At 63.2% G+C, this 14,350-nt stretch carries 12 protein-coding genes, 1 other RNA gene and 1 pseudogene; 10 read left to right on the top strand and 4 right to left on the bottom strand.

Annotated elements, in window-relative coordinates; genetic code table 11:
* Positions 1–383: 383 nt before the first annotated feature.
* Both M0D43_RS08955 and M0D43_RS08960 read left to right on the top strand, forming a co-directional pair.
* On the top strand, positions 384–1,979 hold the full coding sequence (locus M0D43_RS08955) for a M4 family metallopeptidase (protein ID WP_252164346.1): 1,596 nt from the start codon (positions 384–386) through the stop codon (positions 1,977–1,979).
* A gap of 104 nt (positions 1,980–2,083) precedes the next feature.
* Complete coding sequence (locus tag M0D43_RS08960; RefSeq protein ID WP_101362944.1) at positions 2,084–2,569, top strand: Mpo1 family 2-hydroxy fatty acid dioxygenase; 486 nt, start codon at positions 2,084–2,086, stop codon at positions 2,567–2,569.
* A 25-nt stretch (positions 2,570–2,594) separates the two neighbouring features.
* Here the strand turns inward: M0D43_RS08960 and M0D43_RS22030 are convergent.
* Positions 2,595–3,473 (bottom strand): annotated as a pseudogene (locus M0D43_RS22030) (NAD-dependent epimerase/dehydratase family protein).
* Between the two features lie 167 nt (positions 3,474–3,640).
* Between M0D43_RS22030 and M0D43_RS08975 the strand changes: the two are divergent.
* The 7 genes from M0D43_RS08975 to M0D43_RS09005 all read left to right on the top strand — a co-directional run bounded on the left by M0D43_RS08975 (position 3,641) and on the right by M0D43_RS09005 (position 10,089).
* The gene (locus tag M0D43_RS08975) at positions 3,641–6,469 is read left to right on the top strand and encodes a monovalent cation/H+ antiporter subunit A (protein ID WP_252164349.1); all 2,829 of its coding nucleotides are present in this window, start codon (positions 3,641–3,643) and stop codon (positions 6,467–6,469) included.
* Positions 6,469–6,843 carry a Na+/H+ antiporter subunit C gene (locus tag M0D43_RS08980; protein ID WP_252164350.1) on the top strand — a complete coding sequence of 125 codons (375 nt, stop codon included), beginning with the start codon at positions 6,469–6,471 and terminating at the stop codon, positions 6,841–6,843. Before M0D43_RS08975 ends, M0D43_RS08980 begins: the two co-directional genes overlap by 1 nt.
* Positions 6,840–8,384: a monovalent cation/H+ antiporter subunit D gene (locus M0D43_RS08985; RefSeq protein ID WP_252164351.1), complete on the top strand. Its 1,545-nt coding sequence runs from the start codon at positions 6,840–6,842 to the stop codon at positions 8,382–8,384. The genes M0D43_RS08980 and M0D43_RS08985 overlap by 4 nt, the downstream gene beginning before the upstream one ends.
* Entirely contained in the window at positions 8,381–8,887 is a 507-nt protein-coding gene (locus tag M0D43_RS08990; protein ID WP_101362948.1) for a Na+/H+ antiporter subunit E, read from the top strand. The genes M0D43_RS08985 and M0D43_RS08990 overlap by 4 nt, the downstream gene beginning before the upstream one ends.
* Complete coding sequence (locus tag M0D43_RS08995) at positions 8,884–9,168, top strand: K+/H+ antiporter subunit F (RefSeq protein ID WP_252164352.1); 285 nt, start codon at positions 8,884–8,886, stop codon at positions 9,166–9,168. Before M0D43_RS08990 ends, M0D43_RS08995 begins: the two co-directional genes overlap by 4 nt.
* Positions 9,165–9,584, top strand: coding sequence for a Na+/H+ antiporter subunit G (locus M0D43_RS09000; protein WP_252164353.1), 420 nt, complete (start codon positions 9,165–9,167; stop codon positions 9,582–9,584). The genes M0D43_RS08995 and M0D43_RS09000 overlap by 4 nt, the downstream gene beginning before the upstream one ends.
* 428 nt (positions 9,585–10,012) lie before the next feature.
* A non-coding RNA gene (locus M0D43_RS09005) (sX9 sRNA) lies at positions 10,013–10,089 on the top strand.
* Between the two features lie 70 nt (positions 10,090–10,159).
* On the opposite strand, the gene M0D43_RS09010 is transcribed toward M0D43_RS09005, so the two are convergent.
* A complete protein-coding gene (locus M0D43_RS09010; protein ID WP_252165001.1) occupies positions 10,160–10,780 on the bottom strand; it encodes a lectin in 621 nt (206 codons plus the stop codon).
* Between the two features lie 164 nt (positions 10,781–10,944).
* Between M0D43_RS09010 and M0D43_RS09015 the strand changes: the two genes are divergently transcribed.
* Positions 10,945–11,487: a hypothetical protein gene (locus M0D43_RS09015; RefSeq protein WP_252164354.1), complete on the top strand. Its 543-nt coding sequence runs from the start codon at positions 10,945–10,947 to the stop codon at positions 11,485–11,487.
* Between the two features lie 185 nt (positions 11,488–11,672).
* Here the strand turns inward: M0D43_RS09015 and hmgA are convergent, their stop codons facing one another.
* Complete coding sequence (hmgA, locus tag M0D43_RS09020) at positions 11,673–12,986, bottom strand: homogentisate 1,2-dioxygenase (protein ID WP_252164355.1); 1,314 nt, start codon at positions 12,984–12,986, stop codon at positions 11,673–11,675.
* A gap of 180 nt (positions 12,987–13,166) precedes the next feature.
* The gene (hppD, locus tag M0D43_RS09025) at positions 13,167–14,282 is read right to left on the bottom strand and encodes a 4-hydroxyphenylpyruvate dioxygenase (protein WP_252164356.1); all 1,116 of its coding nucleotides are present in this window, start codon (positions 14,280–14,282) and stop codon (positions 13,167–13,169) included.
* Positions 14,283–14,350: the final 68 nt, after the last annotated feature.

Genomic DNA, 14,350 nt, shown 5'->3' on the forward strand with positions numbered 1-14,350 from the left:
CCTGCAGCTGCCACCACCAGCGCGCCCAGTGCGCAACCTGCCACTACCCCATCGCCGGCTTCGACGGGAGCAGATACACAAGGACGGAACGACATGCTCAAGGAATGCTCCGCAGCTATGCGGCGCACCCCCATCTAAAACCAATGCAGTGCGCGCATGCTTGGCCGCAGCGGCTAACAACATCATGCATTCACTGTGTCTGTGCGATGCGCTCCACAGCGCAAAGTGGCGCGGCGCACAGAACGTGACACATCCGTAATTTTTACTACTGTCCAGTTCGGGACTGTGCAAGCGTAGCTGCCGGCACCCGAGGTGCCATCGGCGACCGGCTGTCGGGGGATGCCGCCGGTCTTTGCATCGCACGTTTTCTGGAGAGAGTCGTCATGCAATTCCACGTCTTGGGCGCGGCGATCTGCTGCGCGCTATCGTTTTCCGCTGCCGCTACCACAGCGGATTTGTCCGCAAATGCCGCTGTTTCGCGCGCGCAATCGTTGTTGGGGAACACCGCGTCGGCATTGGCCAATCGTGCATCGGCCGATGCCTTCATCGCACGCGACAGCATCGTCGATGCCGACGGCACTGAACATGTGCGCTTCGATCGCACCTATCAGGGCCTGCCGGTGATCGGCGGCGATGTGGTGGTGCATTCGCGGCGTGGGGTGATGCGTGAGTTGAGCCAGACCATGGAAACCACGGTGCGTCCGAGCCTGGTGCCGGGGATCGATGCTGCAACCGCATTGCGTGTCGCGGGGTCGTACTTCGATGTGGCGCAAGATGCCGCGCCGCGGGCGAGCCTGGCGCTGTATGCGCGCCAGGGCGCGCCACGCCTGGTGTACGAGGTGATCTATAGCGGCGTCAAACCGGATCAGACACCGACCGAGATGCATTACATCGTCGATGCAGTCAGCCAGCGCATCCTCGAATCCTGGGATACGGTGCATACCGTGTGCAGCGGCGGCACCAGTGCGGCCGGCACCGGGCGTGCGTTGTATGCAGGCAGCGTTGGATTGTCGACCACGCGTTGCAGCAGCGGTTATGAACTGACCGATCTCAGTCGCGGCAGTGGCGCCACCTACAACATGCGCAACAGCACCTCCGGCAATGGCACCCTGGTCACCGACGCCGACAACACCTGGGGTAACGGCGCCACCAGCGACACGGTCACCGCCGCAGTGGATGCGCATTACGGCGTGGCGTTGACCTGGGACTACTATCGCACCACGCATGCGCGCACCGGCATCGCCAACGATGGTGCCGGTGCGCGTAGCCGCGTGCATTACGGTAGCCGCTACAACAATGCCTTCTGGCAGGACAGCTGTTTCTGCATGACCTTCGGCGATGGCGACGGCAGCTCATTCACGCCGCTGGTGTCGGTGGATGTGGCCGGCCACGAGATGACGCATGGTGTGACCAGCCGGACCGCACGTCTGGTGTACTCGGGAGAATCGGGCGGTTTGAATGAAGCCACCTCCGACATCATGGGCACCATGGTGGAGTACTCCGCTGCCAACAGTGCGGAGCCGGGCAATTATCTGATTGGCGAGAAGATCATCCCCAACAACAGCACCGGCACGCTGGCGTTGCGTTACATGTTCAAGCCAAGCCTGGATGGCGACTCGCCGGATTGCTACAGCAGCAGTCTGGGCTCGCTCAATGTGCACTACAGCTCGGGCGTGGCCAATCACTTCTACTATCTGCTGGCCGAAGGCGCAGTGGTACCGAGCGGTTTCGGCACGGGCACCAGCTACAACCTGACCCCGGCCGGGCTGGTCTGCAGCGGCTCGACGGCGCTGACAGCGATCGGCCGTGCTGCCGCCAGCCGCATCTGGTATCGCGCACTGACGGTGTACATGACCTCGTCCACCAACTACGCGGCTGCCCGCCGCGCCACGTTGAGCGCGGCCACCGATCTGTACGGCAGCACGTCCACGCAGTACCGCGCGGTCGCGGCGGCGTGGAGCGCGGTCTCGGTCAACTGATGTAGCGCAGCGCGTCCCTCGTCACGCAAGTCGTGCGTGGCGAGGGGCACACCTGCCACAGCGCCATCCGCGCGCGTATGCTTGGGTCATTCCTGGGAGGGAACATGACCGAACGCACCACGACCGCGCGACCGATCGAGCGCTATTTCGCCAGCTATTCCGACGATCATCAACATGCGACCAACCAGCAGATCCACGTGCTGGCGGTGCCTGCAATTCTGTGGTCGGTAGTCGCACTGCTGTGGTGCATCCCGGTCGGCGGCACCTGGTTCAGTAGCGGTGTGTGGGCAGCGCTGTCGATGTTTGCGGCATGGTCGTACTACAACCGGCTGTCGCGCCCGTTGGGGCTGGGAATGCTGGGAATTTTCTTTTTCTTCGGTTGCCTGTGCCGGTTGATCGAAGGCCGAATCGGGCTCGGTGGCCTGTTCACCACCGCGCTGACGGTGTTCGTGTTGGCGTGGATTGCGCAGTTCGTCGGCCACAAGATCGAAGGCCGCAGGCCGAGCTTTTTGACCGATCTGACCTATCTGCTGATCGGGCCGATCTGGGTGTTGGCGAAGGCGTATCGCCAGCTGGGCTGGCGTTACTAAGAGCCAGCGACAGACCAGCCAGGCATCACTCGCCGATCCCGAGCTCTCCGGCAATGGGCAAAACGTAGCCGACATTGCGGCGTGCCGGTTCCAGATCGAATAACTGGTCCTCGCGCATGCGCTGTAATGCGGCGGCATTCGGACCACCTAGCTGGCGCTGCGCTGCGGTGAGTGCAAGACCAAACAGGCTCTGCGGCACCTGATAAACGCGCGTACCGTGGCGGCGCCTGCAGCACGCGCTCTACCATCTGTGTGTACGCCAGCACTTCGCCGCCGACCACCGCATGCCTGCGTTGCCGGGTGGCCGCCTGCCCGACCACTGCCAAGGCGGCGCTGGCCAGATCGTCCACGCGTCCGGCTGACGCAGAACGGTGGCGTTGGCCGGCAGCACGAACGCGCCGGTGCGCTGCGCCAACCCGGCAATCTGGGTCAGTGTCTTGTCGCGCCCGGCACCGTAGACCATGGTTGGGAGCAGCACGGTGGCACTGGCGCCACGCGCGAGGGCAGCGGAAAACAACGCCTGTTCGGCATTGGCCAGACGCTGGGCCAGATAGCCTCGGCTGCATCGATGCAGTGTTCCTTGACCTCTACGCTAGTGGAACCGAACGCCACGATACGCGGCGAGACCACCGGATTTTCACCATATCAGCGGGCGAAATGGTCCAGCGGACCACTGCTGAAGATGACGTCGAACGCGTCACCGGCGTTGCCGGTAGACCAGATCGCCCTGCCGCCAGACCCGCCCGGAGCACGCTGCGCGCGGCGGCCGCGACCACGCCGTCACCTGCCAGCCCCGGCGCAGCAGCCGAGTCAGCAGACGCTCGCCGATCTGCCCGCTGCCGCCGAAGACCAGGCCGCGTGGCGCAGATGCAGCGGTGGACGGAGCGGGATTGGCGACAGTCACAGGGCAACTATCGCTGCATGGATACTTGTCTGCATACCGAGTGCAGCGCGGCGGTGTGCAGCCAATCCGGGGTCGCTTCGGGCTGTGCGCGGCGGCGGCGTTGACGCGGACGTCAGTCAACGGTTTGTTAAGCTCTGTGGCCTGCTCGCGAATCTCGTGTTCCCTGCATGCCTTTCTCGTTGGAAATTCTGCTGGCGCTGCCATTTGTCATGGCCGCTGCCGCGGCGCTGCTCTGGCGCGCCCCCCGTTCGATCACTGCGTGGTTGGCTGTGGCCGCGCCGTTGGGCGGGCTACTGGTGTTGGCACTGTTGACGCCAGCGGTGCTGCGCGGCGAGGTGATTCGCAGTGAACATGCGTGGCTGCCGCAGATTGGCTTGATGTTTTCGCTGCGGCTCGACGGCCTGGCGTGGATGTTTGCACTGCTGGTGCTTGCTATCGGCGCACTCGTGGTGCTGTATGCGCATTACTACCTGAGCGCACGCGATAGCGCCTCGCGCTTTTTTGCCTATCTATTGCTGTTTATGGGTGCGATGCTCGGCATGGTGCTGTCGGGCAATCTGTTGTTGCTGATGGTGTTCTGGGAACTTACCAGTATCAGTTCGTTCCTGCTGATCGGGTTCTGGTCGCACCGCAAGGACGCGCGCGAAGGCGCACGCATGGCCTTCGTGCTGACGGCCGGCGGTGGCCTGGCGCTGTTGGGCGGCGTGTTGATGATCGGCCGCATCGTCGGCAGTTTTCAGCTGGATGCCGTCTTGGCCGCCGGTGATGTGATCCGCGCCAGTCCGCTGTATCCGTATGCGTTGATGCTGGTGCTGTTGGGCATTTTCACCAAGAGCGCGCAGTTTCCGTTCCACTTCTGGTTGCCGCAGGCAATGGCGGCGCCCACGCCGGTGTCGGCTTATCTGCATTCGGCCACGATGGTGAAGGCCGGCGTGTTTTTGCTGGCGCGTTTGCATCCGGCACTGGCCGGCACCGATCTGTTTTTCTATACGGTCACCAGCATCGGTGCGATCACGGTATTGCTGGGCGCGTGGCACGCGATCTTTCAGCACGACCTCAAAGGTGTGCTGGCATATTCGACCATTTCGCATCTTGGTTTGATCACAATGCTGTTCGGCATGTCCACGCCGATGGCGGTGGTGGCCGGCGTGTTTCATCTCATCAACCATGCAGTATTCAAGGCCTCGCTGTTCATGGCCGCCGGCATCATCGACCACGAAACCGGCACGCGCGACATGCGCAAGCTGGGCAATCTGCGGCGTTTGATGCCGGTGACCAGCGCGCTGGCGATCACTGCGTCGCTGGCCATGGCGGGCATTCCGCTGCTCAACGGCTTCTTGTCGAAGGAAATGTTCTTCGCTGTTGCCCTGGACACCGAGGCACCGCAGCTGATGCGCATCCTGGCCAGCACCGCTGCGCTGCTGGCCGGCCTGCTGGGGGTGGCATACAGCCTGCGCTTTGTGCACGACACCTTCTTCGGCGACGGCCCGCGCGATCTGGATACCACACCGCACGAGCCGCCGCGCTGGATGCGGATTCCGGTGGAGGTACTGGTGCTCACCTGCGTGGCGGTGGGCATCGTGCCGGCGTGGACGGTGGCGCCGGTCTTGCGCGCGGGCGCCACGGCGATCCTTGGCGATCGCCTGCCCCACTACAGCCTTGCGTTGTGGCATGGCTTCAACTTGCCGCTGGCGATGAGCGTTGCCGGCATCGTCGGCGGTGCGCTGCTGTACATGGCGCTGCGACGCACGCTGGATTTATACGCCATCCAGAACCGCTCGCCGGGCAAGGCACTGTTCCAATGGAATTTGCGTGCCTTGTTCGCTGCCACCGCACGCATGACCGATGCGGTCACCAACGGCAATCTGCAGCGCATGTTGATGCTGCTGGTGCTGAGCGCTGTCGTGGTGGCGCTGATGCCGTTCCTGCAAGGCGGCACATTGCCAGACTGGCCTGCACCCACGCCGATGCCTGCGCTGGGTTGGATGGTGTGGCTGTTGATGATGGCGTGCGCCCTGGGCAGCCTGTTCCTGTACAAGCAGCGCCTGCTGGCGGTGCTTGTGCTGGGCGGTACGGGGCTGGCGGTCAGCCTGACGTTCGTCTTTTTGTCGGCGCCGGATCTGGCACTGACGCAGTTGCTGGTGGAAATGGTCACGCTGGTGCTGATGCTGCTGGCGATGAATTATCTGCCCGAACGCTCGTTGCCCGAACATGCGCGGCGACGCAAGATTCGCGATGCCGCAATTGCGGTTGTGGGCGGTGCGGGACTGGCAGCGTTGGCGTATAGCTTATTGACGCAGCCCAGCCACTCCGTCGCCGGCGAACTGCTGCAGCGCGCGTTACCGGAGGCTTACGGGCGCAATGTGGTCAACGTGATCCTGGTGGATTTCCGCGGCTTCGATACCTTTGGCGAGATCACCGTATTCGCGATTGCCGGGCTGGTGGTGCATGCCTTGCTACGCCGCTCGCGCATGGCACCGGAACGCACCATGCCGGGGCCGCCGATCAAGTTGCCGGTGCCGGCCGATCTGGCGCAGATCATGTTCCCGCTGACGCTGACAGTGTCGCTGTTCCTGTTCCTGCGCGGGCACAACGCGCCGGGGGGTGGCTTCATCGCCGGCCTGGTGCTGGCAGTGCCGTTGCTGATGCAGTACGTGATTCAGGGCACGGCCTCGGTGGAGTCGCGCTTTGGTTTCGACTACATCCGCCTGATCGGTATCGGCTTGTTGTGCGCACTTGTCAGCGGTGCGGGCTCGTTGGTCTTCGGGCTGCCGTTCCTGAGCAGCGGACACCTGGAAATTCCGCTGCCGCTTCTGGGCGAGCTGGAACTTGCCAGTGCGCTGGGCTTCGATATCGGTGTGTATCTGGTGGTGTTCGGTGCGGCGATGTTGATGCTGTCGATGATGGGGACGATCAAACCCTCACGCACGCGCAGTTCGCAGCGCGGCGAGATCGATCCCACCCAACGTTCGACACGCACCGCGGAGCAACATTGATGGAATTGGCAGTGGCAAGTGCGATCGGCGTTCTCACCACATTGGCGATCTATCTGCTGCTGCGCGCGCGCAGCTTCGATGTGATTTTGGGTATGACCTTCCTGTCGTACGCAACCAACCTGCTGATCTTTGCCGGCGGACGCTTGCGCAGCGGCCAGGCACCGGTGTTGCGGGAAGGCGTGCCAGCCGAACTGATGCATCACACCGACCCGCTCCCGCAAGCCTTGGTGCTGACCGCCATCGTGATTGCGTTCGCGATGACGGCCGTAAGCCTGGTACTGGCGATCCGTAGCCGTAGCGACAACGGCAGCGACCATGTGGATGCGCACGAAGATGCCGCCACCGGCGTGGATACGCGGCAGGCACGGCGATGAATCATCTGCTGATCCTGCCGATCCTCATCCCGATGCTGGGTGCATCGGCGTCGTTGTTCGTCGAACATCGTCGCTATGGGCCGCGCGTGCAGCGCAGCGTGGCCTGGGTCAGCATGACCTTGCTGGCCGCGGCGGTCATCGCCTTGTTCGCGCGCGCGGCCGACGGCCAGATCCTGGTCTATCTGCTCGGCGACTGGCCGGCGCGCATCGGCATCGTACTGATGGGCGACCGCCTGTCGGCGTGGATGGTGTTGACGACCTTGATTCTGGGTTCGGCGTGCCTGTTGCATGCGTGCGCAGGCTGGGACCGGCGCGCACCGCATTTCCATGCGCTGTTTCAGTTCCAGTTGATGGGCTTGAACGGCGCATTTTTAACCGGCGATATCTTCAATCTGTTCGTATTCTTCGAGGTGATGCTGATCGCCTCCTATGGGCTGCTGCTCAGCGGCGGGCGTGGATTGCAGATGCGTGTGGGCCTGCATTACGTGGTGTTCAACGTGTGCGCGTCGACATTATTCCTGATTGCATTGGGCTTGCTGTTCGGTGTGTTCGGCACGCTCAACATGGCCGAGCTCTCGCAGCGCATCGCCGATCTGCCGGCGCAGGATGTGCCGCTGGCCAAAGCCACGCTGGGCTTGTTGCTGCTGGTGTTCTGCAGCAAGGGTGCGCTGCTGCCGCTGTATCTTTGGCTGCCGGAAACCTATTCGCGCGCGCCGGCGGCGGTGGCTGCGTTGTTCGCCATCATGACCAAGGTGGGGCTATACGCAGCGCTGCGTGTGTCGTCGTTGTGGTTCGGCGCCGGTGCGGGCGCGATGCACGGTTTCGGGCGCCATGCGCTGTTGTGGCTGGGCATCGCGACACTATTGATGGCCGCATTCGGGGTGATGGCTGCATCGCGTCTACGGGTCATGGTGTCGTACCTGGTGGTGTTTTCGGCGGCGACGTTGTTTATCGCGTTCTCGCTCGACGATGCCGGCGCATTGGGTGCCGGGTTGTACTACCTGCCACACAGCAGCTTTGTGGCGGCCGCCTTGTTCATGGTGTCGGATCTGATCCGGCGTCGCCGCGGCAGTGCCAGCGACCGCAAGGAAGTCGTGGCACCCCTGCCGGGGCGGGCCATTCCAGGCACGATGTTCATGATCGCGGCGGTCGCGGTGGCCGGGTTGCCGCCGCTGTCCGGGTTCCTGGCCAAGGCCGCGTTGCTGCAGCACGTGCCCGAGGGCCTGGTCGGGCCGGTGTGGGGCGCGGTGCTCGGTAGCAGCCTGCTGGTGGTGATCGGCCTCACGCGCGCCGGCGTGCGCTTGTTCTGGCGCGTGCCCGCCGCTGCGGAAGACGCGCCGGAACTGCAGCCGCAGCGGCGTGGCCGCATGCGCCCGGTGGAGACCGCCGCCACGGTGGTGTTGCTCAGCGGGCTGGTGGCGATGACCGTGGGCGCCGGGCCCTTGATGCGTTACACCGATGCTGCCGCTGCGCAGCTGCGCGAACCGGGCGCGTATGTGGACCAGGTGCGTGCCACGACACCGCAACGGAGGCAGCCATGACCACGCGCGTACCATTGCGTCGTCGCCTGTTCCCCTCGCCGTCGTTGAGCGTGACGGTCTTCGTGTTCTGGCTGTTGCTCAGCGATAGTTTCGGCCCGCAGCAATGGGGGTTGGGCATGCTGCTTGGCGTGGTCGTGCCGATCTTCGCGGCGCGGCTGGACCGCGAGTTCGCCCAGATCGGTTCGCTACGCTCGGTGCCGCGCATGCTGCTGGTGGCCGCGGGCGACATCGTGCGTTCCAACCTCAAGGTGGCCGCGCAGGTGCTCGGGCCGGAGTCGCGCATCCATCCCGGTTTTATCTGGGTGCCGCTGGATATCGCCAACATCCACGGGATCGCCGCGTTGACCAGCATGATCACGCTGACGCCCGGTACCGTCTCGGCCGCGCTGTCGGATGACCGTAAATATCTGCTGGTGCACGTGCTGCATCTGGACGATCCGGACGCGTTGATTGCCGAGATCAAGAGCCGCTACGAGAAGCCCCTGATGGAGATCTTTCCATGACCGGCCACATGTTTATCGAATCGACCATCGTGATCTGCATGCACGCGGTCGGCCTGGCCATCCTGATGGCGTTATGGCGCCTGCTGCGCGGGCCGACCGTGCCAGACCGCATCCTGGCGCTGGACACGCTCTCCATCACCGCCATCGCCGAACTGATGCTGCTGGGCATGTATCTGGATTCACCGATCTATTTCGAAGCTGCGCTGGTCATTGCGATGCTCGGCTTCGGCAGCACCGTGGTGCTGAGCAAATATGTGTTGCGGCGGAGCATTGTCGAATGATCGCCCTCACCGAATATCTGCTCAGTGCCTTGTTGCTGGTGGGCACGTTCTTCATCCTGATCGGCGCTTTTGGCTTGGTGAAACTGTCGGATTTTTTCAAGCGCCTGCATGCACCGACCAAGGCCAGCACGCTTGGTGTGGGCTGCGTGTTGCTGGCATCGGTGGGCTATCACTTGTTTCTGGGCGTGGACCCGCAGCCGCGCGAATTGCTGATCACCGTATTCCTGTTCATCACTGCACCGATCAGCGCGCACTTGATGGCAAAGGCAGCGCTGTCGCTGATGATGGAAAACCGCCCGGAAGTGCCAAATCATGGCGATGTGCAACAGGAAGGGTTGCCGCAGGTCAAAGGCGATGTCGGCGAGGACGAAGTCACCGAGAAGCAGCATCCGGGGCCGGCGTCGGACGGTGGTTGAGGAGTGTTTTTGGTAATCAATTGATTGCGCACCGGTGCAGATCTTTCTCAGGACCTTGTTGCCTTGCGGCTTCGCAGACTGACGCGGAGTGGATGCACGGCGCATCGGTTTACGTGCGCGCACGTCATTCGCTCGCCAACGACCGACACACAGCTGCCAGGTGGCGCGACTGGAAGATCACGCGCAGCGCTGTGTGACGGTTGGGCGCAGCGATTCTGCGACCGACCAGCACACTGACCGGTCGCGACGCACAGGCCGATCAGAATCAAGTCCATGCCGGTCAATGTTGCTGCAATCCAACGATCGAGCCAATGCGCAGCTGGCTGGAGGCGCGTATGGCCGCCTCGGATCGCATGCACTCACTAGAAGCAGCTAACAAAACGACTGCGCTCACCGCCAGGCGGGCGCGGCCGGTGCTCGGAATCGGCATGTACCACGCGTACACTGCGGTTCGAAGCGCGCCATCCACGCCTACCTGACGGCTGCTCGCTACATTTTGATAGCCGCTCTAAGCCGCCTGTTGGCGCTACGCGCAAAATCCTGCGCAAGACTGCATTACGGTTGCGCGCAGCATTTCAGCCGCAGCCTTCGACGTAATCGACCTGCGGCGGCTGGCCGACGCGCCAGCTGGTGACCTTGCCGTCTGCATCAGTCTCGAACACCAGTGCGGTCTTTGCTGCTGCGTCGGCTAGGCGCAGGGTAAGCGCATCGGATACGTACTTGTGCGGCTGCTCGGTTAGACCGTCTGGGTACAGCGCGCGCAGCTGAGTCAACATCATGCCGACCTTGCCACCACCGGGCGCGGTCTCTTTCGGTTCGCTGGTCTGGAAGCGCACCAGATGCCCGCCTTCAAACATGAAACCGAAGCGACGTGCATCACTGGCCCATGTGGGACGCAGCAAATAACAGCCGCCGTCAGTGGCGGCGTCGCCCTGCAAATCGCCGCCCCAGGCAGCGCGTGCCTGCGTGGCATCCATTCCAAAGCGCAGATCGCCATAGCCGTCCATGCGCGCCAGCGCAGCGGGGTCCGGCTGAGTGTGCGAAGGAGACGTGCCTGCTGGCGCAGCGGCCGGGGGAACGGTCGCCGCCGGTTGGTCGTCAGCCGCGGCAACCGGCACGTGCTCGGCAGTGGCGGGTGCGGACGCAGCCGCTGATTGGTCGCGGTTGCAGCCGGTCAGTACGAGCAATGCGCCCATCAGGCAAAACAGTCTGGATGTCATGCGTGCGTTCTCTATGCGTGCGCCACAGCGTACACAGCCGGCATCGCGATGATGTGGAGAGCACGGCACGCACCGTCGCGGTAATGTCATCGGCGCTTCATTGGCGGCCGTCACGCTGTTGGCTTCGCAGGACCGCCGCCATGACCCCACGCAAGACCGAGCTTGCCCTGACCGCGCTGCAATCGCACCGCAGCCCGCTGACGCTATTGCAACGACGCGCCCTGATCCTCGCCGACGGGCAGCGTGATCTTGCGGCGCTCGCCCTGCTGCTGGGCGGCGATGGCGCTGCATTGGTGCAAAGCCTGTGCGCGATGGGGTATCTGGATCTTGGTGTGGCTGCAGCCCCAACCCACAACACAGCAGCCACTCCCCTACCGCCGGCGGTCTCCGAGACACGTGCGCTCCCACCGGATGCCGAGCCGAACGAAGAAGAGCTACAGCGCCTGCGCCGCCGCGCAGCCACCAACGCACGCCTGTATCTGCTCGATATCCTGCAGTTGCAACGCAATGCCGTCGCCGTCGCGCTGCATCGGCAACTGCAGGCCGCGCGCGACGCAGATCAGATTCGCATGGCCATCGCGCAGGCCTTGCATGCCCTGCCGCAAATCACGTCGGCCAGCTATGCCGAACGCGTGCGTACCCGGATCGGCGAGCTGCTGCCGGAGACATTGCAAGCGGCGTGATTCGACCGTATTGGGGCGCGCGCGTCGACTGGTTCTGCGCAGTCACTCGACGCGCATCAACGATAGGACCTGCGCGCAGCGTTGACGCAACAACAGCAGCCAGGGCAGTAACAGCACTTCTCGCAATCACATCACTGAAGGGCATACGCCGCAGACGCAGCACCAGACCGCCTCTACGGTGTGACCTATATCGCGTCTCCCGCTGTCGGCAGCTGAAATGCGGCGCGCAATCCGGACCAACACTGTTGGTAATCGGCTTGCCGATGCGCGGCGTTCAATGCCTGCTGCGTGGGGCGCAACACTGCGCGGGTTTCGAACATGAAGGCCATGGTTTCAGTGATCACGTCCGGGCGTGTGAGATCTGCCTGCGAGGCCTTGTCGAAGGTGGCCGCATCGGGGCCGTGTCCGCTCATGCAGTTATGCAGCGAAGCGCCACCGGGCGCGAAACCTTCGGCCTTGGCGTCATAGACGCCGTGCACCAGCCCCATAAATTCGCTGGCGACGTTGCGATGGAACCATGGCGGGCGGAAGGTGTGCTGCGCCACCAGCCAACGCGGCGGAAAGATCGCAAAATCCATGTTCGCAGTGCCGTGCGTGTCGCTGGGCGAGGTCAGCACGGTGAAGATACTGGGATCGGGGTGATCGAAACTGACCGAGCCGATGGTATTGAAACGACGTAGATCGTAGCGATAGGGTGCGTAATTGCCATGCCAGGCGACGACATCCAGCGGCGAGTGAACGATGTCCGCACGCCACAGATGCCCTTGGAATTTCGCCACCAGTTCGAATGCGCCTTCGCGTTGTTCGAAGGCCGCGTGCGGTGTTTCGAAATCGCGTGGATTGGCCAGCCCATTCGAGCCGATCGGCCCTAGATCGGGCAGGCGCAGCAGGCCACCGAAGTTTTCGCACACGTAGCCGCGCGCGGTGCCATCCAGCAACTCGACGCGAAAGCGCACCCCGCGCGGAATCACACCGATCTGCTGCGGCTCCAACGCCAGCACGCCCAATTCAGTATGCACGCGCAAGCGGCCCTGCTGCGGCACCAGCAACAGCTCGCCATCGGCATCGTAAAAGAAGCGATCCTGCATGGATGCATTGGCCGCATATAGATGCACGCCGACGCCGGACATCGCCTCCGGCCCACCATTACCGGCCATGGTGTAAAGGCCATCGACAAAATCAGTGGGCACGGATGGCAGCGGCAACGGACTCCAGCGCAGCTGATCGGGCGGCACCGGACCGATACCAAAATGATTGTGGAACTGCGACTGCTCGATCAGCGAAAAACTGCCATGCACCGCGGCAGGACGGATCCGATACAACCAGCTGCGCCGGTTCTCGCCACGCGGCGCGGTGAACGCGGTGCCGGACAGCTGCTCGGCGTAGAGCCCATGCGCCACGCGCTGCGGCGAGTTCTGTCCGACCGGTAGAGCACCGGCCACGGCTTCGGTCGCAAATTCGTTGCCGAAGCCGGTCATGTAGGGAGCTTTGTTAGGCATGGCATGCGTCCAAACTAGGTCCGAAGGACTGAGATTAAGCCCCTCTTTCCTTGGGGCGAGGAGCTTTAACTGCGTGAGTTCTTAGTGCTTTTTCTTGTCAGACAACCGTGTTCCGATGATGTGGCGCTCGAACGTATTGCCTTCAGCAAATCCCCAACAGCCAATCACCAATCCCCGCCCTCAAAGCACCCCACGCTTCATTTGATCGCGCTCGATGCTCTCGAACAGCGCCTGGAAATTGCCTTCGCCGAAGCCTTCATTTCCCTTGCGCTGGATGATCTCGAAGAAGATCGGGCCGATGCAGTTGGTGGTGAAGATTTGTAGCAGTTTGCGCTGTTTGGTATCCGGGTCGGCGTCGATCAGGATCTTGTTGCGACGCAGGCGGTCGACATCTTCGCCGTGGTCGGGGATGCGCAGGTCCACCACATCGAAATACGTATCCGGCGTATCCAGGAAGCTCACGCCGGCGGCGCGCATTTTTTCCACACTGGTATAGATATCGTCCGTGAAGCAGGCGATGTGCTGGATGCCTTCGCCTTGATACGCGTCAAGATACTCGTTGATCTGGCTCTTGGGGTCGGAGGATTCGTTGAGTGGAATCCGCACGATGCCGTCCGGCGCAGTCATCGCCTTGGACACCAGGCCAGTCTTGGCACCCTTGATGTCGAAGTAGCGGATCTCGCGGAAGTTGAACAGCCGCTCGTAGTAATCCGACCAGCGCTGCATGTTGCCGAAATACAGATTGTGGGTGAGGTGGTCGATGAAGGTCAGCCCGAAGCCGGTCGGGTGCTGGTCGGCACCGTCGATCGGCTCGAAATCAGCGTCGTAGATACTGCCGGCGTCACCGTAACGGTCCACCAGATACAGCATGCAGTCGCCGATGCCCTTGACCACCGGCGCCGGCACGGCGCGGGTATCGGCCTTGTCCTGCACCGCTTCGCCGCCGTTGCCCAGCACGGTCTGCAGCACGGTCTGCGCCGGGGTGCGGAAGCGGATCGCAAACCCGCAGGCGCACGGGCCGTGCGCGGCGGCGAAGTCGGCGGCGAACGAATCGGGGTCTTCGTTGAGCAGGAAGTTGACCCCGCCCTGGCGATAGACGGTAATGGGGCGGCTACGGTGACGCAGCACCGCGCTGAAGCCCATCTTGCGGAAATAGTCGTGCAGTTGCTCCGCCTGGCCGGCCGGTGCGGCGAATTCGACGAATTCGAAGCCGTCGATGCCCATCGGATTGTCGAAGGTGGTGACCTGCATGCCCGGATCCGGGCGGGTTGCAGTAGTGTTCGGTTGTACGCTCATCGTCGTTTCTCCACGCTTGGGGGGCCCGCAGGGCTATGCGGAGTAGCAGAAGACCCGCGAGAATGCGC

This window comes from Xanthomonas prunicola (assembly GCF_025266575.1).
Classification (GTDB): Bacteria; Pseudomonadota; Gammaproteobacteria; order Xanthomonadales; family Xanthomonadaceae; genus Xanthomonas; species Xanthomonas prunicola.